The sequence below is a fragment of the Streptomyces sp. BRA346 genome (genome assembly GCF_052851135.1).
In genome coordinates this window covers 42,673-66,251 of sequence record NZ_JAIWIH010000038.1, presented here as the reverse complement: position 1 = coordinate 66,251, position 23,579 = coordinate 42,673, and the positions used below count along the sequence as shown (strand labels likewise).

Genomic DNA, 23,579 nt, shown 5'->3' with positions numbered 1-23,579 from the left:
CGCGACCGAGACCGCCTGAGATCGATACCGCCTGCTCGATACCGCCTGAATTCCCCGCAAGGAAGTACCGCCATGCCACCAAGACTGGCTGTTCTCGCCTCGGTGCTCGGCGCCGGTGCCCTCCTGCTGGCCGGTTGCGCCAATCCCAGCACCGGCAGCGCGACCGACGATCCGACCAAACCCGTCACGCTGAAGTTCTGGCACGGCTGGTCGGAGAAGAACGAGGTCAAGGCGATTGATGCCAGCATCGCCCGGTTCGAGAGACTCCACCCCAACATCAAGGTGAAGACCACCGGCAATGTCACCGACGCCACCTTGAACCAGGCGCTGCGGGCCGGCGGGGACGACGCTCCGGACGTGGCCTCGTCGTTCACCACCAACAACGTCGGACAGTACTGCTCATCCGGGATGTGGGCGGATCTCGATCCGTTCATGAAGAAGACCGGACTGGACAAGAACAAGGTCTTCCCCAAGACGCTGCTGGACTACACCAGCTATGACGGCGACCAGTGCGCGCTGCCGCTGCTGGCCGACGCGTACGGCATGTACTACAACAAGGACGCGTTCAAGGAAGCCGGGATCTCCCGGCCGCCGCGCACCATGTCGGAGCTGAAGCGGGACGCCGTCAAGCTGACCAAGCGCACCAAGAACGGCGGTTATGAGCGGGTCGGCTTCATGCCGAACTTCCGGCTCTACCAGAACAGCCCGGACCGCCTCTTCGCCCAGTGGGGTCCGACCTACTTCGACAAGGACGGAAAGGCGCGGCTGGCGAAGGGCAACGCCGCCAAGGACTTCTTCGCCACCACCCGGGACCTGGTGCGCAGTCAGGGCGGTTACGGTCCGCTGGAGAAGTTCCGTACCTCCTTCGGTGACGAGATGTCCTCGCAGAACGCCTTTCTCACCGGCAAGCTGGCCATGCACATGGACGGCGAATGGCGCGGCCTCTTCATGAAGGGCGCCAAGTTCAGGTGGGGCACCGCTCCCCTCCCGGTACCCGACGACCAGCCCGAGACCTACGGCCGGGGCTATCTCACCGGAACGGTGATCGGCATCGGGCACAGCAGCACCCACCAGAACGCGGCGTGGGAGCTGGTGAAGTTCCTGACCGCCGATACCGATCAGGTCGTCTCCTTCGCCAACGCCATCCACAACGTGCCGTCCACCAAGGCCGCCCTCGCCTCCCCCAAGCTCGATCCCGACCCCACCTTCCGCGCCTTCCTGGGCATCGCGCAGAACCGATACAGCACCGCCCTGCCCGCCTCGATCAACGGCGGACAGTACGTGGTCTCCCTCCAGGACTTCTCCTATGGCGTCGAAGCAGGAAAGGAACCCGATCTGGACAAGGGCCTGAGGGAACTCGACAAGGAAATCGACGCCGACAATCTCCAGGCTCAGAACTGACGGAGCGCGACATGGCCACAGTGATGAACTCCCCCGCCCTGCGCCGCAAGGCCGTGCGCGCGCGGTTGCGCACCCTCGGCTTCCTCTCCCCCTGGCTGGTCGGCTTCACCGTCTTCTTCGGCTATCCGCTGGTCGCCACCGCCTATTTCTCCTTCATGCACTACAACCAGATCGAGACCCCGACCTTCGTGGGGCTGCGGAACTGGCAGTATGTGTTCGAGCAGATGCCGCTGTTCGGCCCGGCGCTGTGGAACACGCTCTGGCTGGTCGTGGTGATGGTCGCGCTGCGGGTCGTCTTCGGCCTCGGCATCGGCCTTCTGGTCACCAAGGTCAAGTCCGGGGTCGGTTTCTTCCGCACCGCGTTCTACCTGCCGTATCTGGCTCCCCCGGTGGCGGCCACCGTCGCCTTCGTCTTCCTGCTCAATCCCGGCACCGGCCCGGTGAACGACATCCTCGGGACGATCGGGATCTCCGCCCCCAACTGGTTCAACGATCCGGCGTGGGCCAAGCCGTCGCTCGTCCTGCTGTCCCTGTGGGGCATCGGCGACCTCATGGTCATCTTCATGGCGGCGCTGCTGGACGTGCCGAAGGACCAGTACGAGGCGGCCGACCTGGACGGCGCCGGGGCGCTCCACAAGTTCCGCTATGTGACCTGGCCGTCGATCACCCCGATCGTGATGTTCGCGGTCGTGACGGGCGTCGTCCAGACCATGCAGTACTACACCCAGGCGCTGGTGGCCGGAAAGCTCGCCTCCGGTGTCAGCATCGGGCCCGGTTCGGTCATCCAGCCCGGCTATCCCGACCACTCCACCCTCACCGTGCCGCAGCTCGTCTACTCGCTCGGCTTCCAGAACTTCAACACCGGAGCCGCCTGCGTGCTCTCGCTCGTGCTCTTCGCGATCGCGATGGCAGTGACGACACTGCTGATGCGCCGGCGCGCCGGCCTGCTGTCGGCCGAGGACTGAGAGGACCCGTCCGCCATGACCGCGACCACCACCCTCACCGCGCCCTCCGCGCCCGTCCGTCCCCGCGCCCGGCGCTCCCCCGCCCCGTCAGCCCGCCGCCGCGCCGCGCTCCACTGGATCGCCGTGCACACCGTCGCCATCGCCACGGCGCTCTTCTTCCTGCTGCCGTTCGTCTTCGTCTTCCTGACCGCCGTGATGAGCGACAGCCAGGCGATGAGCGGCGCCCTGTGGCCCACCGAATGGCACTGGTCGAATTACGCCGAGGTCTTCCGGACCCCCGGCTTCCTCGACTGGTGGCGCAATTCGCTGATGTACGCGGTGCTCGGCACCCTGTTCACGCTCTGCTCGTCCATCCCCGTCGCGTACGCGCTCGCCAAGTTCCGCTTCCGTGGCCGCCGTACCGCCATGATCCTCGTCATTTCGACGATGATGCTGCCGCCGCAGGTCGTCGTGGTGCCCATGTACCTGGTCTGGGCCCAGCAGTTCCATCTGTCGGGCTCGCTGTGGCCCCTGATCATTCCGATGGCGTTCGGTGACGCGTACTCCATCTTCCTGCTGCGCCAGTTCCTGCTGACGATTCCGCGGGAATACCTGGAGTCGGCGCGGGTCGACGGCTGCGGGGAGTTCCGCACGCTGCTGCGCATCATCGTTCCGATGGCCAAGCCGGGCATCGCGGCCGTCGCGCTCTTCCAGTTCTTCTACTGCTGGAACGACTACTTCGGCCCGCAGATCTACGCCGCGCAGAACCCGGGCGCTTGGACGCTCAGCTACGGGCTGGAGAGCTTCAAGAGCGCGCACAGCGTCAACTGGAACCTGACGATGGCCGCGACACTGCTGGTCATGGCCCCCGTCATCATCGTCTTCTTCTTCGCCCAGAAAGCCTTCGTGGAAGGCGTCACACTGACAGGAGTCAAGGGTTGAAACTCGCAGTCGTGGGGGGCGGGTCCACCTACACCCCCGAACTCATCGACGGGTTCGCCCGGTTGCGGGACGTGCTCCCGATGGAGGAGCTGGTCCTCATCGACCCGGCCACGGACCGGCTGGAGCTGGTCGGCGGGCTCGCCCGCCGGATCTTCGCCAAGCAGGGCCATCCGGGGAAGATCTCCTGGACCGACGACCTGGACGCGGGCGTGGACGGCGCCGACGCGGTCCTGCTCCAGCTGCGCGTCGGCGGCCAGGCCGCGCGCGAGCAGGACGAGACCTGGCCGCTGGAGTGCGGCTGCGTCGGCCAGGAGACCACCGGCGCGGGCGGGCTCGCCAAAGCGCTGCGTACCGTCCCGGTGGTGCTGGACATCGCGGAGCGGGTGCGCCGCCGCAACCCGGACGCGTGGATCGTGGACTTCACCAACCCGGTGGGCATCGTGACCCGGGCGCTGCTGACGGCCGGGCACCGGGCCGTGGGGCTGTGCAACGTCGCCATCGGCTTCCAGCGGAAGTTCGCGAAGCTGCTGGGCGTGGCGCCCGGGGAGGTGACGCTGGAGCACGTCGGCCTCAACCACCTCACCTGGGAGCGGGCGGTGCGCGTCGGCGGCCCGGACGGCGAGGACGTACTGCCCAAGCTGCTCGCCGAGCACGGCGACGCGATCGCCGACGACCTGCGGATGCCGCGCGACCTGGTGGACCGGCTGGGCGTCGTCCCGTCGTACTACCTGCGCTACTACTACCAGCACGACGCCGTCGTGCGGGAGCTGCGCACCAAGCCGTCGCGGGCGGCGGAGGTCGCGGCGATCGAGCGCGAGCTGCTGGAGATGTACGGCGACCCGGCGCTGGACGAGAAGCCGGAGCTGCTGAGCCGCCGCGGCGGCGCGTTCTACTCGGAGGCGGCGGTCGATCTGACCTCGTCGCTGCTGCGCGACAGCGGGGAGGTGCGCATCGTCAACGCGTTCAACGACGGCACCCTGCCCTTCCTGCCCGACGACGCGGTGATCGAGGTCCCGGCGGCCGTGGACGCGACCGGCGCGAAGCCGCTCCCGGTACGCCCCCTGGAACCGCTGTACGCCGGGTTGGTCGCCCATGTCACGGCGTACGAACGGCTGGCGCTGGAGGCAGCGTTGAAGGGCGGGCGGGAGCGCGTCTTCCAGGCGCTGCTCTCCCACCCCCTCATCGGCCAGATCGACTGCGCCGAGAAGCTGACCGACGACCTGATCGCGCACAACCGGGAGCACCTGGCGTGGGCCTGACGCAGTCCGAACCGGCCGGTTCCGCACCGGCCTCCCCCTCCTCCGCCGCACCGGGGCCGTCCGTGCTGGCGATCGACGCGGGCAACAGCAAGACCGATGTCGCGCTGGTCGGCCCGGACGGAACCGTGCTCGGCACGGCCCGCGGCGGCGGTTTCCGGCCGCCCGTCGTGGGCACCGAGCGGGCCGTCGGCGGGCTGGCGCGGCTGGTGGAGGAGGCGGCACGGCGGGCCGGGGGCTCCGGTCCGCCGCGGGTCGGGCACGTCTCCGCGTGCCTGGCCAACGCCGATCTGCCGAGCGAGGAGGAGGCGCTGACGGAGGCGCTGACCGGCCACGGCTGGGGTGACACCGTCACGGTCGCCAACGACATCTTCGCGCTGCTGCGCGCCGGGGTCGCGGACGACGGCGAGCCGACCGGTGTCGCCGTCGTCTGCGGCGCGGGCATCAACTGCGCCGGTCTTGGCCACGGCGGGCGCACCGCCCGCTTCCCCGCCATCGGGCGGCTCTCCGGCGACTGGGGCGGCGGGGGCTTCCTGTCGGAGGAGGCGCTGTGGTGGGCTGCGCGCGCGGAGGACGGCCGGGGCGAGCCGACCGAGCTGGCCCGCGCCCTCCCCGCGCACTTCGGCCTGACCACGATGTACGAGCTGATCGAGGCCGTCCATCTGGGGCGGCTGGAGCCGTCCCACCGCTACGCGCTGACGCCGGTGCTCTTCGCCGTGGCCGCGGGCGGCGACGCGGTCGCGCGCGCGATCGTCGACCGCCAGGCGGAGGAGGTGGTCACGATGGCCACCGTCGCGCTGACCCGGCTGGACCTGCTGGCCGAGGAGACGCCGGTGGTCCTGGGCGGCGGGGTGCTCGCGGCCCGGCACCCGCAGCTGGACGACCGGGTCCGCGAACGCCTCGCCGAGCGCGCCCCGAAGGCCGCGCCCCGGCTCGTCACGGTCCCGCCCGTGCTGGGTGCGGCGCTGCTCGGCCTGGACCGCACCGGCGCGCCACCGGCGGCGTACGCCCGGCTGCGGGCGCACTACGACGGGGCCTGGGGGGTGTCCACGCAGCGTGCGCGAACGGGCGTCACGGAAACTGACGGTGACGAAATGGGAACCGGGAGTCCCTCCCGAGCGTAATCACAGTGGGGAGGGAAGATCGCGGTCCGAGCAAGATCCAGGCAAGACCGGTGACCTGGCCGGGGGGCGCGGTCCATACTTCTGCGGACAGTGACCGTGGGGTCCGGACCAAGGGGGAGGTCTTGTGTCATCTCTGTCGACCACCGGCAGACCAGCGCCGCCGCCCGCGCCTGCGGCCCCGCCGCGGACCGCGTGGCGGGAGGGCCTGGACCGGTTGCGGTCAGCGGCCACGACCGAGCCCGGGCGGCTGCGGATCATCGGAGCCGTGCTGGCCGCGCTGGTGGTGGCGTTCGGGGCGGTGACGGCCTGGCAGGTCTCCGACCGGCAGACCGCGGCCGACGCGGTGGCCGAGCACAGCCAGCCGCTGAGCGCGGACGCCGCGCGGATCTACCGCTCGCTGGCCGACGCGGACACCACGGCGGCGAGCGGCTTCCTGGCGGGCGGTCAGGAGCCCGCCGCGGTGCGCACGCGCTATGAGCGGGACATCGACACGGCGTCCGAGCTGCTGGTGCGGGCCGCGGCGAACACCGAGGGGTCGGCCTCGGCACGCGCCGAGATACGGAAGATCAGCCAACTGCTTCCGGTCTACACGGGGCTGGTCGAGTCCGCGCGCGCCAACAACCGCCAGGGCCTGCCGCTGGGCGGCGCGTATCTGCGGTATGCGAACGACACGATGCGCACCCGGCTGCTGCCCGCCGCCGACCGGCTGTACGAGGCGGAGACCGCCCGCCTCGGCGACGACTACGGGGACGCGAAGTCCTGGCCCTGGGTGGCGATAGGGCTGGGTGTGGTCGCGCTGGCCGCCCTGGGCTGGGCCCAGCGCCGCAACTACCGGCGGACCAACCGGGTGTTCAACCACGGGCTGCTGGGCGCGTCCGCCGCCGCCACGGTGGTGCTGGTGTGGCTGGTGGTCGGCCATGCCATCGCCCGCGCCGACCTGAACGAGTCCGACGACCGCGGGGCGAAGTCCCTGCGGGTGCTCAACGAGGCGCGGATCGCCTCGCTGCGGGCCCGCGCCGACGAGAACCTGACGCTGGTCGCGCGTGGCGCGGTCGTCGTCGACAAGGACGGCGCCAACAAAGGCAAGGACGCCTACGAGGTCAGCTACGCCTCCCGGATGGCCGGGCTCGTCGGCGGCGGGTCCGGTGACCGCCCCGCCGAGGGCAGCCTGCTGGACCGGGCGGACGACCTCGCCGACGACGGCGGGGGCCGGGAGCCGGTGGAGGCGGCCGCCACGGCGGTCCGCGCCTGGCAGGACCGCCACAAGGCGGCCCGCAGCGCCGATGACGCGGGCGACTACAAGGACGCGCTGGAGAAGGTCATCGGCACCAAGGACAGCACCGGTGAGTCCTTCGACCGGGTGGACGACGAGCTGGCGGAGGCGCTGGGCCATGAGCAGCGGCAGTTCCAGCAGGCCGCCGACAGCGGGCGCGGGGCGTTCACCGGGATGGCGGTCGGGGCCGGGGTGCTGGCGGTGCTGGGCGCGGCGGGCGCCGTTCTGGGCATAGGCCGCAGGCTGTCGGAGTACCGGTGACGGCGATGGGGGGCGGAGACATGCGAGCGACGCGGACACGACCGGCACGGCCGCGACCGGCACGACTGCGATCGGGGCGGATGCGATCGGCACGACTGCGATCGGGCCTCGCCGCGGTGGTGTGCGCCCTCGGAGTGACCACGGCCCTCGTGGGGCCCGCGCTGGTGGACGGCGGGGACGACACCCGCCCGTCCCAGGCGCCTCAGCGGTCCCGCCCGGGCCCGCACCCCCTGGGCGCCGGTTCCGAGGCGGCGGCGGAGGACTGCGAGAAGCCGGAGGCGAGCCTGCGGCCGTCGAGCGCGAGCGGACCGGCCATCAAGCGGATCAAGGAACGGAAGATCCACGGGCACAAGGTCGGCAAGCTGATCGCGGGCGTCGACCAGAACAGCTACCGCTGGGGCTATCGCGACCCGGCCACCGGCGAACTGACCGGGTTCGACATCGACCTCGTGCGCGCGATCGCCAAGGACATCTTCGGCGATCCGGACGCGGTCATCTACCGCACCATTCCGACCAGTCAGCGCATCAAGGCCCTCCAGCAGGGCAAGGTGGACATCGTGGTGCGCACGATGACCATCAACTGCGACCGGATCAAGGACGTGGCCTTCTCCACCGCCTACTTCCAGGCCGGACAGCAGGTGCTGGTCCCCGACGACTCGTCCATCACCGGCTACAACACGACCCTGCGCGGCAAGAGGGTCTGCACGGCCCAGGGTTCGACCGCCGAGGCCGTGCTCGACGAGCCGGACAAGGGCGCCGAGGCGCTGGGCGCGATCAAGGTGAAGCCCGTTCCCAACCAGCTGGACTGCCTGGTCAGGCTACAGATGGGGCAGGTGGACGCGGTGATCACGGACAACGCGCTGGCGGCGGGCCAGGCCGCCCAGGACCCCTCCGTCAAGCTGGTCGGCCCACGATTCACCGATGAGCTGTACGGCGTGGCGATGAACAAGAACGACGACGACCTGGTACGCCGGGTCAACCAGGTCCTGGAGGACTACCGCAGAGGCGGCGCCGACAGCCCCTGGCAGCGCGCCTACCGCACCTGGCTCGCGGACGATTTCGGCAGGACGCAGCGGAACCCGGCACCTCCGGATCCCCTGTACAAGAACTAGGGGGCCAAGAACCAGGGGGCCAAGAACCAGGAGGAGCGTCGAGGAGCGGAGGATCACGAACCGGCCAGGATTAGCGCCCGGTTCATACGCGTAGGGATGTCGCAGCAGACGGATCACGCCTGACGGATACGGACACGGACTCGGAGAGGTGATCGATGGGGGTCCCGGGACCCTTCCCCGGCTCCGCGGGGACACCCGAGGGGCCGGCCATGGGCCGCGAAGAGGTGGACCGTGCGCTGGCGAGGCTCGGCGCCGAGCACGAGGCGATCGAGACGTCACTGCTCGCCCTCCAGGACCACGCGGGCAGAAGGCTGCTCGAAGGCGCCGAGCTGACGGGCGTCACCAAGGAGCGGTGGGCCACCACCGAACAGGCCATCTCGCTGCTGTGGAGCTATTTCGACGCGTACACGGACGCCCTCCGGCGCGCCCGCGAGGTGCGCTCCCGGCACCGCTGGTCCACCCCGGGCGAGCTGGCCGAGCTGACCGAGCTGCTGCGCGGCCCCGGGATCACCCTGCCCAGCACCGCCACGCTCACCGGATCGCCGCTGCTCAGCGAGCAGTTGAGCCTGGACCTTCTGGTCGACCGGATGAACCGCTGGTATGCCGAGGCGCTGGACGTCATCGTCACGGCCGACGCCGTGTGGTCCGCGTTGCCCGCCCGGATCGACATGCTCTCCGCCGAGCTGCACCGCACCCGTTCGCTCGCCCACTCGGTCGGGGTGCGGCCCGGTGAGCACCCCTCGGGCGACGATCTGGAGCAGATCACCGCGGAGCTGACCGCGCTGCGCGCCGAGGTGGTCTCCGATCCGCTCGCCTTCTGGAAACCGGCCGCCGGGAGTTCGGCGCCCGGCGGCGGCAGTCCCGACACCGTGCGCTACGACCGCGCCGCCCGCGCCCTGGACGACGTACGGCGCGAGATCGAGGCCGTCCTGGACGTCCGGCAGGACGCGGAGCGGCGTCTGATGCGGCTGCGCGACGTGCTGTCCCGCGCCGATCGCACCCTCGCCGAGGCCCGGCAGGCGCGCGGGGAGGTGCTGGCGAAGATCGCGGCGTCCGAGGTGCCCGCGGTCAGCGGCCCGCCGACCGCCCTGCACGAGCAGCTGGTCACGGCCGCCGACTACCGCCGGCGCTCCCAGTGGCACCGGCTCTCCCCGCTGCTGGAGAGCCTGGAGCAGCGCGCCGACGACGAACTGCTGCGCGCCCGCGAGTCGTTGACGGCGGTGACCGCGCCGCTCGCGGTCCGCGCCGAGCTGCGCGGACGGCTGGACGCGTACAAGGCGAAGGTCGCCCGGCACGGTATGGCGGAGGACCCGTTCCTCGTGGAGCGGTACGACGTGGCGCGCCGGATGCTGTGGAGCGCCCCGTGCGATCTGCGCGCCGCCGAGGAGGCGGTGCTGCGCTATCAGCGGGCGGCTGCCGAGGCGTTGGCGCCCCGGCAGCAGGATCCCGCCGGTCACGGTGCCGCCGATCGCGGCAGCGAGGGGGAGCGCTATGAGTGACGTCGTCACCTGCCAGCGGCGTGAGTGCGGCGGGACGTACGAGGACGTGGGCGGCGGCGAGCTGTACTGCGGCACCTGCGGGATGGCCCCGGTGGTCTCCCCGCAGGGCATGGTGAGTTCGCCGCCCACCGGGGTCGCGGGCGGCGGGGGCCATGGCTCGTCGTCCCGCTCCTCGCGCGCGTCCCGCCCGTCCCGTTCGTCGTCGTCCCGGCGTTCGGTGTCCGGGCGGCTGACCCGCTCCTCCTCCGGACGCTCCTCGCGTTCGGTGTCGGTGCGCGGCTCCGGCTCGTCCTCGACCGCCTCGGGGCGGAACGCGCTGGGTGCGGGCCTGGTCAGCGTCCCGGAGGTGCCGCGCCCCGATCCGCGTACGGCGGTGCTGGCCAACCCCGAGGTGCCGGAGCGGAAGCGGTTCTGTAGCCGGGGCGACTGCGGGGCGCCGGTGGGCCGCTCCCGCGGCGACCGGCCGGGCCGCACCGAGGGCTTCTGCACCAAGTGCGGTCACCCCTACTCGTTCGTGCCGAAGCTCGGCCCCGGCGACATCGTGCACGGGCAGTACGAGGTGGCGGGCTGTCTGGCGCACGGCGGGCTGGGCTGGGTCTATCTGGCCATCGACCGTGCGGTGTCGGACCGCTGGGTGGTGCTCAAGGGCCTGCTGGACACGGGCGACGAGGAGGCGCTGGCGGCCGCCGTGTCCGAGCGCCGCTTCCTCGCCGAGATCGAGCACTCCAACATCGTCCGGATCTACAACTTCGTCGAGCACCTCGACCAGAACACGGGCAGTCTCGACGGCTACATCGTCATGGAGTACGTCGGCGGCAAGTCCCTCAAGGACATCGCCAACGCCCGGCGCACCCCGGACGGGAGGCGCGATCCGCTGCCGGTCGAGCAGGCGTGCGCGTACGGGATCGAGGCGCTGGAGGCCCTCGGTCATCTGCACAGCCGCAATCTGCTCTACTGCGACTTCAAGGTCGACAACGCCATACAGCAGCAGGACCAGCTCAAGCTCATCGACATGGGCGCGGTCCGGCGGGTGGACGACGAGGACAGCGCGATCTACGGCACGGTGGGCTACCAGGCCCCGGAGGTCGCGGAGCAGGGGCCCTCGGTCGCCTCCGACCTGTACACGGTGGCGCGCACGCTCGCGGTGCTCACCTTCGACTTCCAGGGCTATACGAACGTCTTCGTGGACAGCCTCCCGGACCCCGAGCACATCGAGGTCTTCCGGCGGTACGAGTCGTTCTACCGGCTGCTGGTGCGGGCCACCGACCCCGACCCGGGGCGCCGGTTCTCCTCCGCGCAGGAGATGTCCGACCAGCTGACCGGGGTGCTGCGGGAGGCCGTGGCGCTCCAGACCGGGCGGCCCCGGCCCGCGCTGTCGACCCTCTTCGGGCCGGAGACCCGGGTGGTGGACACGGCGTTGTTCGCCGAGCAGGGCCAGGATGCGTCCCTGCTGGGCGGGCGGACCACGGACCGGGGCGGGCCGCCGGGCGGTTCCGTACCGCCGCAGGGCCCGTCCGCGCCGCCGCAGGGCCCGCTGGCCTTGCCGCTGCCCGCCATCGCACCGCTGGACACCCGGGCCACCGCCCTCGCCCTGCCCGTGCCGCTGGTGGATTCCTCCGATCCCAACGCCGGTTTCCTGGCCGGGTTGCTGTCCGCCCCGCCCGCCGAGGTCGGCGCGGCGCTGCGCACCGCGCCCGTCGACTCGCCCGAGCTGCGGCTGCGCCGGGTGCGCGCCCTGCTGGAGCTGGGCCAGGCGCAGGAGGCGGGTGTCGCGCTGACCGGTCTGGAGGCCGCGCACCGCGACGACTGGCGGATCGTCTGGTACCGGGGGGTGCACGCGCTGGCCACCGGCGACCACGAGACGGCCGCGCTGTCGTTCGACGCCGTCTACGACGCGTTCCCCGGGGAGCCCGCGCCGAAGCTGGCGCTCGGCGTCTGCGCCGAGGTGCTGGGCCAGTTGGACAACGCGGCGGAGTACTACCGGCTCGTCTGGACGACCGATCCGAGCTTCGTCAGCGCCGCCTTCGGGCTGGCCCGGGTCCGGCTGTGTTCCGGGGACCGGGCGGACGCGGTGCGGGTGCTGGAGTCGATCGCGGAATCGTCGATCCACTACACGGCGGCCCGGGTCGCCGCGGTGCGGGCCCGGCTGCGCCAGCGGGCAGCGCGGGAAGCGCTGCTGGCCGATCTGACGGCGGCCGCCCTCCAAGTGGAGTCGCTGGGCGAGTTGGGCCTCGACGCGGTGCGGCGCGAGCGGCTGTGTACGGAAGTCCTGGGCAGTGCGCTGGATTGGGTACTGTCCGGCAGCAGCGGCGCGCCGCCGGGCCAGACCCGGCCGCCGCTGCTCGGCAGCAGCCTGGACGAGCGCGGGCTGCGGTTCGGACTGGAGCGCTCGTACCGGATACTCGCCAGGCTCGCGCAGCGCGGCGAGGAAAGGATCGAACTGGTGGAGCGGGCCAACCGCTACCGCCCCAAAACGTGGGTGTGATCGATGTCGCAGATGCCACAGCTGCCCCAGCTGTCAGCCTGCCCGACCTGTGCAGAGCCGCTGGAGGCGGGAGACAATTACTGTGGCGGGTGCGGGGCCGACTTGTCGGCGGCCGTGCCGTCCGCCCGGCAGGAGCCGGAGGACTACCGGCTGGCGGCCCCGGCACCGCCCCCGGTGGCCGACCCGCGGACCGCGGCGGCGCTCGACGCCCCGTCCCCGCCGGGCCCGGCGGCGCCCGGCGCCCCACCGACCACCCCCGCCGGCCCACCCGTCGGCACGGACCCGCACACTCGGACGCACACCAGTACAGGCACGGCATCGAGCGCGGGCACCGGCACCGGGGCGGACCCCCGGCTGCCCGGCGGCAACAGCCGCCCCCGGTGCGCCGCGTGCCAGGAGGGCACCATCGACAGGGACGGATACTGCGAGCACTGCGGCCACGCCCAGGCGCGTGAGCGCGACCATATGGAGCGGGAGTTGGCGGGGGTCGCCGCGGCAAGTGACCGCGGGCTGCGCCACCACCGCAACGAGGACGCGTTCTCCGTGGCCACCGCCGCCCTCCCGGACGGCTCACCGGCCGTCGTCGCGGTGGTCTGCGACGGGGTCTCCTCGGCCACCCGGCCCGATGACGCGTCGGCCGCGGCCGCGCACGCGGCGGAGGAGTCGCTGCTGACCGCGCTCCCCCGCGGCGCCCACCCCCAACAGGCCATGAACGAGGCGATCGTGGCCGCGGCCGACGCGGTCACCGCGCTCGCCCTGGAGACCGGCGCGCCGGGCCCGCTCGAGGAGCCCCAGCAGCGCCAGCAGAACGCTCCGGCCTGCACCATCGTCAGCGCCGTGGTCACCGGCGACCTGCTCACCGTCGGCTGGATCGGCGACAGCCGCGTCTACTGGGTGCCCGACGACCGGACGACCCGGCCCGCCCGGCTCACCGAGGACGACTCGTGGGCGGCCCAGATGGTGGCGGCGGGGCTGATGTCGGAGGCCGAGGCGTACGCGGACGAGCGGGCGCACGCCATCACCGGCTGGCTCGGCGCGGACGCCTACGAACTGGAGCCGCACACCGCCTCGTTCAAGCCCGACCGGCCGGGGGTCGTGGTGGTGTGCACCGACGGGCTGTGGAACTACGCCGAGTCGGCGGAGGAGATGGCCCGCGCGGTGCCGCCGGACGCCCGGGGCAGGCCGCTCCAGAGCGCGCGGGTCCTGGTGGGCCACGCCCTCAACGGCGGGGGCCACGACAACGTAACAGTGGCCGTGGTGCCGTTCCCCGCCCCGCCGGGAGGGGCAGGATCCGCCTGACGGCCCGAGGGGGACGGGCTCCGGCCCGGGGGGAGCGGCGCCGGACGCCATCACTCCGCCCACGCTCTCGCGGCACGACGCGATATACGTCCCTGTGGAGCGCCAAGGAGCGGATCAGATGGCCAATTTCTCCAAGTCCCAAGCGCCACGGTTCTCGGTCGACGTCTATCAGAACGAGTACCTCCCGGAGGGAGGCCGTGAGGTCAACGCGATCGTCACGGTCACCTCGACCGGCGGCGGGACGACCGGAGGGATGCCGATCCCCGCTCCCGTCGCCTCCCCCGGCCGGTACGCCACGGCCGGCGGCACGGCCGACGCGGCCGTGGTGATCATGGTGGACTGCTCCGGCTCCATGGACTATCCGCCGACGAAGATGCGCAATGCCCGGGACGCGACCGCCGCCGCGATCGACACGGTGCGCGACGGGGTCGCCTTCGCGGTGATCGCGGGCACCCACAAGGCGGTCGAGGTGTTTCCGGGCAACGGGCGGCTGGCGACCGCGGACCCGGTCACCCGCGCCGAGGCGAAGGACGCGCTGCGGCGGCTCGGCGCGGCCGGCGGCACGGCGATCGGCACCTGGCTGAGGCTCGCCGACCGGCTGCTGGGCACCGCGGACGTCTCGATCCGGCACGGCATCCTGCTGACCGACGGCCGCAACGAGCACGAGACGCCGGAGGAGCTGCGGGCCGCGCTCGACGCCTGCGCGGGCCGTTTCACCTGCGACGCCCGCGGGGTCGGCACCGACTGGGAGGTCAAGGAGGTCACCGGGATCGCCTCCGCCCTGCTCGGAACGGCCGATATCGTGGCGAATCCGGCCGAACTCTCCGCGGACTTCACGCAGATGATGGCGACGGCCATGCGGAAGGAGGTCGCGGACGTCCATCTGAGGCTGTGGACCCCGGTGGGCGCCGAGGTGGTGTTTGTGAAACAGGTCGCACCCACGGTCGAGGACCTGACCGATCGGCGCGCCGAGGCCGGACCGCGCTCCGGTGACTACCCGACGGGGTCATGGGGGGACGAATCACGCGATTATCACGTGTGCCTGCGGGTCCCGGCGGCGGAAATCGGCCAGGAAATGCTCGCGGCCCGGGTCTCCCTCGTCCTGCCGCAGCCGGACGGCCAGGGCCCTCCGACCCCGCTGTCCCAGGGGCTCGTCCGGGCCGTGTGGACGACCGACATGACCGCCTCCACCTCGATGAATCCGCAGGTCGCGCACTACACGGGGCAGGCCGAACTGGCACAGGTCATCCAACAGGGCATGGATGCGCGTAAGTCCGGCGATGTCGATGGAGCGACCGCCAAGCTGGGAAGGGCCGTACAGCTGGCGAACGTCTCGGGGAACAAGGACACGGCGAAACTGCTTGCGAAGGTGGTGGACGTCGTCGACGCGGCGGCAGGTACTGTGCGACTGAAAGCGAAGGTTGCGGAGGCGGACGAGATGACACTCGAAACACGCTCTACCAAGACAGTTCGCGTCAAGAAGTAGCACGAAAAGATCACGTTACGGCAGAAATGCCTAGAACGGCACAAGAGGGGGATCACCGACATGCCGACCTGCCCTAACGGCCACCAATCGGCGGCCGACGACTGGTGCGAGGTGTGTGGCCACCGGATGTCGGGGACACCCATGCCCTCCGGCCAGATGCCGCCGCCCCCGCCACCCCCTCCGATGCCGGGCGGCCCGGGGGCGCCCGGCCCCGGCGGCTACGGCGGCCCGGCCCCGGGCGGCCCGCCGCCCCCGCCCGGCGCGCCCCCGCCCGGCGCGCCCTCGTCCGGTTACGGCTACCCGGCCCCGCCGCAGCCGGAGGGCGGCTACCAGCCGGAGGTGTGCCCGCAGTGCCGTACGCCGCGTGAGGCGCAGGCGCCCTTCTGCGAGGAGTGCCGCTACAACTTCCTGACGCAGCAGCCCACCTCGTACGCCCCGCCGCCCCCCGGACAGGGCGGCTTCCCGCCGCCGCCCGGGCCGCCGCAGCCGCACGGGCAGCCGCCGCTGGGACACCAGGGACCGCCGTCGCAGGGGCAGCCGCTGCCGCCGCACGGCCAGCAGCCGCCGCACCAGACGCACGGCGGCGACTACCAGGCATCGCGCCCGTCCCAGATCAACCGCCCGGCCGAGCCGCTGTCCCCGTCGGAGCCGCACCAGTCCTCCGGCCCGGCCTTCGGCGGCGGGGAGGACGACTGGCCGCTGGCGCCGCCGCAGGCGTCCGCGGGCGCCGCCCCGCCGCCACCGCCCGCTCCGGCCCCGCCGCAGCAGCAGGGCTACGGGTACGGCTACCCCCAGGCACCGCAGCCGCCCGCGCCCCCGGCCCCGTCGTACGGCAACGAGGCGTACCCGGGCCCCGGCGCGCCCCCGCCGCCCGGCCCGTACGGACAGGGCGGCGGGCACACGCCGCCGCCCCCGGCCGGGCCCGGGCCCTGGACGGCGGTCGTCGCGCCGGACCGTGACTACTTCACGGCGATGATGCACCGCAGCGGCCCGGAGGCCGCCGGGCTGAACCTCCCGGCGTACTCCCCCGAGCAGCAACTGCCGCTCAACGGCCAGCAGATCACCATCGGCCGCCGCCGCCACAGCACGGGCGAGGCCCCGGACATCGACCTCGGGCGCGCGCCCGAGGACCCGGGCGTCTCGCACCAGCACGCGGTCCTCGTCCAGCAGCCGGACGGCGGCTGGGCGGTCGTCGACCAGGACTCGACGAACGGCACGACGATCAACGGCGGCGAGGAGCCGATCCAGCCGTATGTGCCGGTACCGCTCCAGGACGGCGACCGGGTGCACGTCGGCGCCTGGACGACGATCACCGTCCGCCGCGGCTGAGGCTCGCGGGCCGGGGCATCTCGCCCCGGCCCGGCCGCGGCTCCGGGCCTGATCAGGTAGGTTCCGCGCCCAGCGGCCAGGCGTACGTGCCCTCCGCGTCGTCCAGCCAGGCCCACTGGCGCTCGCCCCGCACCGTGACCCCGTAGCGCTCGCGCCCCGGGCGCCCCTCGTGCTCCCACAGCGCCAGCGCCTCGACCGGCTCCAGCCGGTCCGCGGCCAGGTTCAGCAGAAAGCGGAACGAATCGTCCAGCAGCGGCCACGACGGCAGCCCGTGCGTGGGGACGGGACGCGGCGGTCCGCTGCCGCGCAGCGGAACGAAGTACGCGGGAGTGACCAGAAACCGGCCCTCCGCATGCCGGGCGTCGTGGACCCGCAGCACGAGCAGACCGGTGGCCAGCGGCATCAGCACCAGCGCCCCGGGCCGGCACTGCCCGAGCCACGCGGACGGCATGGACGGCAGGGCACACGTCGCGATGATCCGGTCGTAGGGGGCACGCGCGGGACAGCCGCGCGCCCCGTCACCGGTGATGACGGCCGGGCGGAATCCGGCCGCGGCGAGATGTCTGCGGGCGGCCTCGGTGATCTCCGGGTCGAGGTCGACGGTCGTCACCCGGGCGTCGCCGAGCCGATGGGCGAGCAGCGCCGCGTTGTAGCCGGTGCCCGTGCCGATCTCCAGCACCCGGTCCCCGTCCCGCACCCGCAGCGCGTCGAGCATCCGCGCCATCAGGGACGGCTGGCTGCTGGAGGAGATCAGCTCGCCGTTGCGCACCCGCGTCGCCAGGGGCGCGTCGGCGTAGGCCCCGGCCAGCCAGCGGGCCCGGCGCAGCGGGTTCCGGTCGTCCCGCCACAGCCGGGTGGTGAGCGCTGCCCCGCCCTCGTCGTCCACCCCGCCCGCCTCGTAGTAATACGGCACGAACAGATGGCGCGGCACCTCCTCGAACGCCGCCCGCCACCGCGGATCGGTGAGCCCGCCGCCCGCCGTCATCTCCCGGACGAGCCCGGCCCGTGCCACGGCGGCCGCCTCGGCGTGACGATCGGGCCGGTCGCCCGTCCGTCCGCGCCCACCGCCCGTCTCCGTCACGCCCGCGCCGCCCATGCCTCCACTGTCCTGCGCGCGCCTCCGCCCCGCTACCTCCGTCCGCCGGGCGGGCCCCTTGTGCGGGCGGGGCCTACGCCCCCTTACCCAGGCCGGGTGGTCTGAGAGCATGGAGGCGTGAAAGACATTCCGCGCGGCACACTTCAGGAGCAGACCTTCTACGAGCTGGTCGGCGGCGAACAGACCTTCCGGCGCCTGGTCCGACGCTTCTACCAGGGAGTCGCGGAGGACCCGCTGCTCCGGCCGATGTATCCCGAGGACGATCTGGGCCCGGCGGAGGAGCGGCTGGTGCTCTTCCTCATGCAGTACTGGGGCGGGCCCCGCACCTACAGCGACAACCGCGGCCATCCGCGGCTGCGCATGCGCCACGCGCCGTTCACCGTGAACCGGGCGGCCCATGACGCCTGGCTGAAGCACATGCGGGACGCGGTCGACGAGCTGGAGCTGGCGCCCGACCTGGAGCGCCAGCTGTGGAACTACCTCACCTACGCGGCCGCCTCCATGGTCAACACGGAGGGCTGAGCCCGCCCAGGGCCCCTAGGGGGTGTCTTGTCGGCGCGAGGGGGCACCGCCCAGCGGTAGCTGGGGAGCGACGAGCGCGGGGCCGCGAGGTGCCGCCCGCCGCGGCAGCGGCTGATGTCACAGCGGCGTCGCGAGCCCGGCATGATCGGCGAGACACCCCCTACTAGGCGGGCGTCACGGACAGCCCGGACAGCCCCGACGTACGCACCGCGATCGAGCCGTACGGGGTGCGCAGCCGCAGCCAGCCGCCCGCGGCGAGCAGCCCGAGCGGCTCGGTCTGCGGGGCGAGGGCGGTGGCACCACGGGAGCCGGTGGCGGCGGGCGCACCCGCCCGCGCGGGGCGCAGGAAGCCCAGCGACTGGGCGGCGTGCACGGCGCGCAGCGGCAGCCCGGTGTCCCCGAGGGTGCGGGACCAGATCTCGTGGCCGATGCGGTCGCGCTCGGCGCGCGTACGGTGCTCCTCGGGGAGCGCCTCGTCGCGGGCCCGGAACTCGGCGACCGCGGCCGCGACCGCCGCGCGCACCTCGTCCGTGCCGGGCAGCCCCGGCACCCGGCGCCAGCCGCCGCGCGGCGGCAGCAACCCGGCCCAGGGCGGGCCGGTGACGGCCTCCGGAACGGCGACGGTGAGCCCATCGGACGCCGTCGTGGTGCCGGAGCCCGCCGCGTCCAGTGCGTCGGCGAACTGACCGGCCGAGACGGTGGTGTCCAGCGCCCCCGGCCCGCCGGGGTCACCGGCGTCCGTGGCGCCCGCGGTGACGACGGCTTCCAGCCGTGCCGTACGGATGGCCAGGACCTCGAAGGACGGCGGGCGGCCGAAGACGGCCAGCACCCCGCCGCCCGCCTGGAGCCGGACGGCGGCGGCGCGGTCGTAGTGGATCAGCCGGGCCAGGAAGGCGGCGAGGTCGGCCGCCTCCCCGGCGTCGGCGAAGTGCAGCTCGTGCCGGAAGGCCGTCATACGGTGACGGCCCCCTCGGCGGACTTCCCGGCGCCCTTCCCGGCCGCCTCCCGGGTGCCCGGCTCGGGCTCCAGGTAGTCGGTGAGGAAGCTCTCCTCCTCGGACGTGACGCGGCGCGGCCGGCCCGCTTCGAGGTCGAAGGGGACGATGCGGGTGGCGGCCCGCACGTACACGGTCTCCTCGTCCTTGACCTCGTAGCACAGGTCGATGGACGCGGCGCGGATCTCCTTCACCCAGGTCTCGATGGTCACCGGCGTGTGCCGGTGGACGAGGGGCCTCAGATAGTCGATCTCGTGCCGCGCCACGACCACCCCGCCGGTGAACGCGTCACTCCCGTTCCCCGGCGCCAGCCGCCACATGAAGTCGACGCGCGCCTCCTCCAGATAGCGGAGGAAGACCACGTTGTTGACATGGCCGAACGCGTCCATGTCGAACCAGCGCAGGGGGCAGGAGTAGATGTGCCGGGCCATCCCCTCAGCCCCGGGTGAGCTTCTTGTAGGTGGCGCGGTGCGGACGGGCGGCGTCCGGGCCGAGCCGCTCGATCTTGTTCTTCTCGTACGACTCGAAGTTGCCCTCGAACCAGAACCACTTGGATTCGCCCTCGTACGCCAGGATGTGGGTGGCGACGCGGTCGAGGAACCAGCGGTCGTGGGAGACGACCACGGCGCAGCCCGGGAAGTCGAGCAGCGCGTTCTCCAGGGAGGACAGGGTCTCGACGTCGAGGTCGTTGGTCGGCTCGTCGAGGAGCAGCAGGTTGCCGCCCTGCTTGAGGGTGAGCGCGAGGTTGAGGCGGTTGCGCTCACCACCGGAGAGCACCCCGGCGGGCTTCTGCTGGTCCGGGCCCTTGAAGCCGAAGGCGGAGACGTAGGCGCGGGACGGCATTTCGACCTGGCCGACGTTGATGTAGTCCAGCTCGTCGGAGACGACCGCCCACAGCGTCTTCTTGGGATCGATGTTGGCGCGGCTCTGGTCGACGTAGGAGATCTTGACGGTGTCGCCGACCTTGATCTTGCCCGCGTCGGCGGTCTCCAGGCCCTGGATCATCTTGAAGAGCGTGGTCTTGCCGGCGCCGTTGGGGCCGATGACGCCGACGATGCCGTTGCGCGGCAGGGTGAACGAGAGGTCGTCGATGAGGACCTTCTCGCCGAACGCCTTGGAGAGGTTCTCCACCTCGACCACGACGTTGCCCAGGCGCGGGCCCGGCGGGATCTGGATCTCCTCGAAGTCCAGCTTCCGGGTCTTCTCGGCCTCGGCGGCCATCTCCTCGTAACGGGTCAGCCGGGACTTGGACTTGGCCTGGCGCCCCTTGGCGTTGGAGCGGACCCACTCCAGCTCTTCCTTGAGGCGCTTCTGGCGCTTGGCGTCCTTCTGGCCCTCGACCTTGAGGCGGGCCTGCTTCTTCTCCAGGTACGTGGAGTAGTTGCCCTCGTAGCCGATGGCGCGGCCGCGGTCCAGCTCCAGGATCCACTCGGCGACGTTGTCCAGGAAGTACCGGTCGTGGGTGATGGCCACGACGGTGCCCGCGTACTTGGCGAGGTGCTGCTCCAGCCACTGGACCGACTCGGCGTCCAGGTGGTTGGTGGGCTCGTCGAGGAGCAGCAGGTCGGGGGCCTCCAGCAGCAGCTTGCAGAGCGCGACGCGGCGCTTCTCACCACCGGAGAGGTTGGTGACCGGCGCGTCACCGGGCGGGCAGCCCAGGGCGTCCATGGCCTGCTCCAGCTGGGCGTCCATGTCCCAGGCGTTGGCGTGGTCCAGCTCCTCCTGGAGCTTGCCCATCTCCTCGAGCAGCGCGTCGCTGTAGTCGGTCGCCATCTGCTCGGCGATCTCGTTGAACCGGTCGAGCTTGCCCTTGGTCTCCGCCACGCCGTCCTGGACGTTCTCCAGCACGGTCTTGGACTCGTCCAGCGGGGGCTCCTGGAGCAGGATGCCGACGCTGTAGCCCGGCGAGAGGAAGGCGTCACCGTTGGACGGCTGCTCCAGCCCGGCCATGATCTTCAGCACCGTCGACTTACCGGCGCCGTTGGGGCCCACGACACCGATCTTCGCGCCGGGATAAAAGCTCAGCGTGACGTCGTCGAGGATCACCTTGTCGCCGTGCGCCTTACGCGCCTTGCGCATGGTGTAGATGAACTCAGCCAAGAGAAACCGTCCGGCAATCTGGTAGGTATCGATGTGCGGGCGCGCCGCATGGGTGCATGCGGGCTCCGCCGCGTCCAGGGCAGAGACACCCCACCCCATCTTGCCGTACGGCAGGCCCGAGGCGGAAACCAGTTGTTCCGCCGTCCGGGGCGGCCGCCCCGGCAGGAAGGGCCGGAACCCCTCGTTCTGCCGAGGCCCGGCCCTTCCTCACCGTCCGTCGTCGGCGGTCACTCCGCCGGGCGGTCACTCGCCCGAGGGTGCCTTCTTCTTGCGGACGAAGAAGATCGCACCGCCGCCGACCACGACGAGCACAATGGCGATGCCCGCGATCAGCGGGGTGGAGCTGCTGCTTCCGGTCTCCGCGAGGTCACCGCCGTCGGTGGCGTCGACGGCCGTGGTGTCACCGCTGGTGACCTCGCCGCCGCCGGTACCGCCGGCCGACGCCGGGCCCGCCTTGGTGGAGGGGGTGTCACTGCCGCCGGTGCCGCTGCCCGCGGTCTTGCAGTCGAGGACGCCGGAGAAGGTCTTCCGGAATCCGTTCGGGCCCCGGACGCTGAACTTGTAGCCCTGGTCCTCGTTCACCGGAACGGTGACGGTCTTCGACTGACCGGCCTCGACCGTGTACGTCTGGTTCAGCAGCGTGAAGGTGAACGCCTCGTCGCCCTTGTTGGTCGCCGTGACGTCCACACCGCCCTCGGCGCAGTCCTTCTCGGCGGTGACGGCCGGGACCGCGCCCTTCTCCGCCCAGTGGGCGGTGGCCGAGGCGGACACGGTGCTCTCGCTGGAACCGGCGAGTATCTGCGTCTGGCTCTTGGTGTCGCTGGAGAACGCGCGGCCGACCGGAACCTTGGTGGCAGCCTGGGCGGTCAGCGTGGCGGAGCCGTCGGCCGCGTCGGACGGCACGTCGACGTAGACCTCGCCGCCGTTGGCGGCGCTGGTGATCGTCTTGCCACTCTTGTCGACGAGCTTGACGCCGGATCCGGCGGCCTCGGCGCCCGGGGTGAGGGTGACGCTCTCGGCGTTGGTGCGGACCGTGACCGGACCGAGCCGCTCACCGGCCTTGCCGGAGACGGCCGGCGGGTCGAGGCTCAGCGAGGCCTTGGGCTCGGCCAGGTTCCGCGCGTTCTCCTCCAGGTAGTCGGCGAGCTTCTCGGCCGCCGGGTCGACCGCGTCGACCTTCGCCTGGTCGGAGAAGCGCCAGATGGCGACCTGGGTACCGGCGGCCGCGGTCTTCTCGGTGAGGGCACCGGAACCCGCCTTCGTGGCGAGCTCGGCGAGGTCGTTCACCTGGGGGTAGGAATTCTGGAGAATCCAGTTGATCTTGCCTGCTTCGCGGTTGTTCGCCAGCGAGGTCTGACTCCAGGACTTCTCTTCGTACTTCGCCTTGCTCTGCGTCGGATTGTGCAGATCGATGCAGTACGTCTGGATACTGCCGCCGTTGTCGACCGCCATCTCGAAGAGACCGGCGCCGACCTCCTGGTCACCCTTGTCGTGGATGACCGCCTTGTCGAAGGTCTTGAGGCCGCTCAGCGTGGCGGTGGCTCCACCGTTCCCCGGAGGCACATCGTCCGCGGCGGCGGCACCGGCGCCGGCCAGCGCGCCCACCGCGACCAGCCCTGACGCCAGGACGGCGGCCGTGAGTCGAGCGACACCCCGCCTCTTCACAGAAATCATGGTTTCCCCTCCGGGCGGAGCGCCAGTCAGTTGGTGCGCCTCGCCAGCGAACTCAAAACTCAGTAACCCCCGTTGGGCACTCAGGGATCCTAGGGAGCGAAAAGCCGCACGATCCCCGATTGGACCTGACCCCAACCGATCCGAATCGGAATCGTTACCTGCCCCACAGACCCCACATGACCTGGGATTATCGATAAATCACCCCTGGCCGGCGGGGTGTTGCCCCGGTCGGTACGTTTAAAAGCGGTTTGGCCTGCGAGACCCGCCGGAAGGCGGAGGTGCCGCGGGTGAGATCGTGCCCGACCGCCACCGCGTCGATCTCCGCGGTGATCCACCGCCTGGGCCCGCTCTCCCCCTCCCCCGCGCCCTGCTGCGCCTTCTCGCGCTCCCGCTCCTTCTCCCGCTCACGCACCCGCAAGGTGCCGTGGACCAGCAGCGGTTCGCCGAGCGACACCGAAGCGGCCACGTTCGCCGCGAGGGTCCGCCAGGTCCAGACCGTATAGAAGCTCGTATACGCGTCGACCCACCGCTCGCTCTTCCGGTCCCAGCGGCGCACCGTCGCCGCCAGCCGGAACCGGGCCACCGCGACCCCGGCCGCCGTCTCCCAGAAATCCGGCCGCGTCGCCGCGTTCCCCACCACCGTCGTCCAGGTCTCGTTCATGGCCGCGCTCCCCCGCTCTCCCGCGATCCCGCTCTCCCCCGGCGGCCCACCGGACCGCCGACCCCCATGCTGCCCGCGATCCGAGCCCCGCGCCGGAGCCTGTGCACAGCCCCCAGGCTGT

19 protein-coding genes are annotated in these 23,579 nt (G+C 72.0%); 13 read left to right on the top strand and 6 right to left on the bottom strand.

The window, feature by feature from the left end; genetic code table 11:
- Nucleotides 1–72 precede the first annotated feature (72 nt).
- From LCH29_RS34585 to LCH29_RS34530, 12 genes are all read left to right on the top strand, one after another.
- Nucleotides 73–1,401 (top strand): extracellular solute-binding protein, encoded by a 1,329-nt coding sequence (locus tag LCH29_RS34585; protein ID WP_446465642.1) that lies wholly within the window; start codon nucleotides 73–75, stop codon nucleotides 1,399–1,401.
- Between the two features lie 11 nt (nucleotides 1,402–1,412).
- Nucleotides 1,413–2,366, top strand: a complete 954-nt coding sequence (locus tag LCH29_RS34580) for a carbohydrate ABC transporter permease (protein WP_446465641.1) — start codon at nucleotides 1,413–1,415, stop codon at nucleotides 2,364–2,366.
- Between the two features lie 15 nt (nucleotides 2,367–2,381).
- Nucleotides 2,382–3,287: a carbohydrate ABC transporter permease gene (locus LCH29_RS34575; protein WP_446465640.1), complete on the top strand. Its 906-nt coding sequence runs from the start codon at nucleotides 2,382–2,384 to the stop codon at nucleotides 3,285–3,287.
- Nucleotides 3,284–4,546, top strand: a complete 1,263-nt coding sequence (locus tag LCH29_RS34570) for a 6-phospho-beta-glucosidase (protein ID WP_446465639.1) — start codon at nucleotides 3,284–3,286, stop codon at nucleotides 4,544–4,546. The genes LCH29_RS34575 and LCH29_RS34570 overlap by 4 nt, the downstream gene beginning before the upstream one ends.
- Nucleotides 4,537–5,667, top strand: a complete 1,131-nt coding sequence (locus LCH29_RS34565) for an N-acetylglucosamine kinase (RefSeq protein WP_446465638.1) — start codon at nucleotides 4,537–4,539, stop codon at nucleotides 5,665–5,667. Before LCH29_RS34570 ends, LCH29_RS34565 begins: the two co-directional genes overlap by 10 nt.
- A gap of 124 nt (nucleotides 5,668–5,791) precedes the next feature.
- Nucleotides 5,792–7,201, top strand: a complete 1,410-nt coding sequence (locus LCH29_RS34560) for a hypothetical protein (RefSeq protein WP_446465637.1) — start codon at nucleotides 5,792–5,794, stop codon at nucleotides 7,199–7,201.
- 80 nt (nucleotides 7,202–7,281) lie between these two features.
- Nucleotides 7,282–8,313: a glutamate ABC transporter substrate-binding protein gene (locus tag LCH29_RS34555; RefSeq protein ID WP_446465636.1), complete on the top strand. Its 1,032-nt coding sequence runs from the start codon at nucleotides 7,282–7,284 to the stop codon at nucleotides 8,311–8,313.
- 155 nt (nucleotides 8,314–8,468) lie between these two features.
- Nucleotides 8,469–9,812 (top strand): hypothetical protein, encoded by a 1,344-nt coding sequence (locus tag LCH29_RS34550; protein ID WP_446465635.1) that lies wholly within the window; start codon nucleotides 8,469–8,471, stop codon nucleotides 9,810–9,812.
- Nucleotides 9,805–12,297, top strand: coding sequence for a tetratricopeptide repeat protein (locus tag LCH29_RS34545; RefSeq protein ID WP_446465634.1), 2,493 nt, complete (start codon nucleotides 9,805–9,807; stop codon nucleotides 12,295–12,297). The genes LCH29_RS34550 and LCH29_RS34545 overlap by 8 nt, the downstream gene beginning before the upstream one ends.
- Nucleotides 12,298–12,300: 3 nt before the next feature.
- Entirely contained in the window at nucleotides 12,301–13,596 is a 1,296-nt protein-coding gene (locus LCH29_RS34540; protein ID WP_446465633.1) for a PP2C family protein-serine/threonine phosphatase, read from the top strand.
- A 118-nt stretch (nucleotides 13,597–13,714) separates the two neighbouring features.
- Nucleotides 13,715–15,082 carry a vWA domain-containing protein gene (locus LCH29_RS34535; RefSeq protein WP_446465632.1) on the top strand — a complete coding sequence of 456 codons (1,368 nt, stop codon included), beginning with the start codon at nucleotides 13,715–13,717 and terminating at the stop codon, nucleotides 15,080–15,082.
- 60 nt (nucleotides 15,083–15,142) lie between these two features.
- Entirely contained in the window at nucleotides 15,143–16,411 is a 1,269-nt protein-coding gene (locus tag LCH29_RS34530; protein WP_446465631.1) for an FHA domain-containing protein, read from the top strand.
- A 52-nt stretch (nucleotides 16,412–16,463) separates the two neighbouring features.
- Here LCH29_RS34530 and LCH29_RS34525 read toward each other — a convergent pair whose 3' ends face one another.
- The gene (locus LCH29_RS34525) at nucleotides 16,464–17,507 is read right to left on the bottom strand and encodes a methyltransferase domain-containing protein (RefSeq protein ID WP_446465630.1); all 1,044 of its coding nucleotides are present in this window, start codon (nucleotides 17,505–17,507) and stop codon (nucleotides 16,464–16,466) included.
- 117 nt (nucleotides 17,508–17,624) lie between these two features.
- Between LCH29_RS34525 and LCH29_RS34520 the strand changes: the two genes are divergently transcribed.
- Nucleotides 17,625–18,029, top strand: a complete 405-nt coding sequence (locus LCH29_RS34520) for a globin (RefSeq protein ID WP_009717881.1) — start codon at nucleotides 17,625–17,627, stop codon at nucleotides 18,027–18,029.
- Between the two features lie 163 nt (nucleotides 18,030–18,192).
- Here the strand turns inward: LCH29_RS34520 and LCH29_RS34515 are convergent, their stop codons facing one another.
- The 5 genes from LCH29_RS34515 to LCH29_RS34495 form a co-directional block, all read right to left on the bottom strand.
- On the bottom strand, nucleotides 18,193–18,984 hold the full coding sequence (locus LCH29_RS34515; protein WP_446465629.1) for a hypothetical protein: 792 nt from the start codon (nucleotides 18,982–18,984) through the stop codon (nucleotides 18,193–18,195).
- The gene (locus tag LCH29_RS34510) at nucleotides 18,981–19,454 is read right to left on the bottom strand and encodes an acyl-CoA thioesterase (RefSeq protein ID WP_446465628.1); all 474 of its coding nucleotides are present in this window, start codon (nucleotides 19,452–19,454) and stop codon (nucleotides 18,981–18,983) included. The genes LCH29_RS34515 and LCH29_RS34510 overlap by 4 nt, the downstream gene beginning before the upstream one ends.
- A 4-nt stretch (nucleotides 19,455–19,458) precedes the next feature.
- The gene (gene ettA / locus LCH29_RS34505) at nucleotides 19,459–21,123 is read right to left on the bottom strand and encodes an energy-dependent translational throttle protein EttA (RefSeq protein ID WP_446465627.1); all 1,665 of its coding nucleotides are present in this window, start codon (nucleotides 21,121–21,123) and stop codon (nucleotides 19,459–19,461) included.
- A gap of 243 nt (nucleotides 21,124–21,366) precedes the next feature.
- Entirely contained in the window at nucleotides 21,367–22,797 is a 1,431-nt protein-coding gene (locus LCH29_RS34500; protein WP_446465626.1) for a Cys-Gln thioester bond-forming surface protein, read from the bottom strand.
- A gap of 187 nt (nucleotides 22,798–22,984) precedes the next feature.
- Nucleotides 22,985–23,458, bottom strand: a complete 474-nt coding sequence (locus LCH29_RS34495; RefSeq protein WP_446465625.1) for a single-stranded DNA-binding protein — start codon at nucleotides 23,456–23,458, stop codon at nucleotides 22,985–22,987.
- Nucleotides 23,459–23,579 lie beyond the last annotated feature (121 nt).

Bases quoted from the DNA above. Each gene is read 5' to 3' on its own strand.
- LCH29_RS34585 (WP_446465642.1), top strand. From the start codon at position 73: ATGCCACCAAGACTGGCTGTTCTCGCCTCGGTGCTCGGCGCCGGTGCC.
- LCH29_RS34580 (WP_446465641.1), top strand. From the start codon at position 1,413: ATGGCCACAGTGATGAACTCCCCCGCCCTGCGCCGCAAGGCCGTGCGC.
- LCH29_RS34575 (WP_446465640.1), top strand. From the start codon at position 2,382: ATGACCGCGACCACCACCCTCACCGCGCCCTCCGCGCCCGTCCGTCCC.
- LCH29_RS34555 (WP_446465636.1), top strand. From the start codon at position 7,282: ATGCGATCGGCACGACTGCGATCGGGCCTCGCCGCGGTGGTGTGCGCC.
- LCH29_RS34550 (WP_446465635.1), top strand. From the start codon at position 8,469: ATGGGGGTCCCGGGACCCTTCCCCGGCTCCGCGGGGACACCCGAGGGG.
- LCH29_RS34545 (WP_446465634.1), top strand. From the start codon at position 9,805: ATGAGTGACGTCGTCACCTGCCAGCGGCGTGAGTGCGGCGGGACGTAC.
- LCH29_RS34540 (WP_446465633.1), top strand. From the start codon at position 12,301: ATGTCGCAGATGCCACAGCTGCCCCAGCTGTCAGCCTGCCCGACCTGT.
- LCH29_RS34535 (WP_446465632.1), top strand. From the start codon at position 13,715: ATGGCCAATTTCTCCAAGTCCCAAGCGCCACGGTTCTCGGTCGACGTC.
- LCH29_RS34530 (WP_446465631.1), top strand. From the start codon at position 15,143: ATGCCGACCTGCCCTAACGGCCACCAATCGGCGGCCGACGACTGGTGC.
- LCH29_RS34525 (WP_446465630.1), bottom strand. From the start codon at position 17,507: ATGGGCGGCGCGGGCGTGACGGAGACGGGCGGTGGGCGCGGACGGACG.
- LCH29_RS34515 (WP_446465629.1), bottom strand. From the start codon at position 18,984: ATGACGGCCTTCCGGCACGAGCTGCACTTCGCCGACGCCGGGGAGGCG.
- LCH29_RS34510 (WP_446465628.1), bottom strand. From the start codon at position 19,454: ATGGCCCGGCACATCTACTCCTGCCCCCTGCGCTGGTTCGACATGGAC.
- LCH29_RS34500 (WP_446465626.1), bottom strand. From the start codon at position 22,797: ATGATTTCTGTGAAGAGGCGGGGTGTCGCTCGACTCACGGCCGCCGTC.
- LCH29_RS34495 (WP_446465625.1), bottom strand. From the start codon at position 23,458: ATGAACGAGACCTGGACGACGGTGGTGGGGAACGCGGCGACGCGGCCG.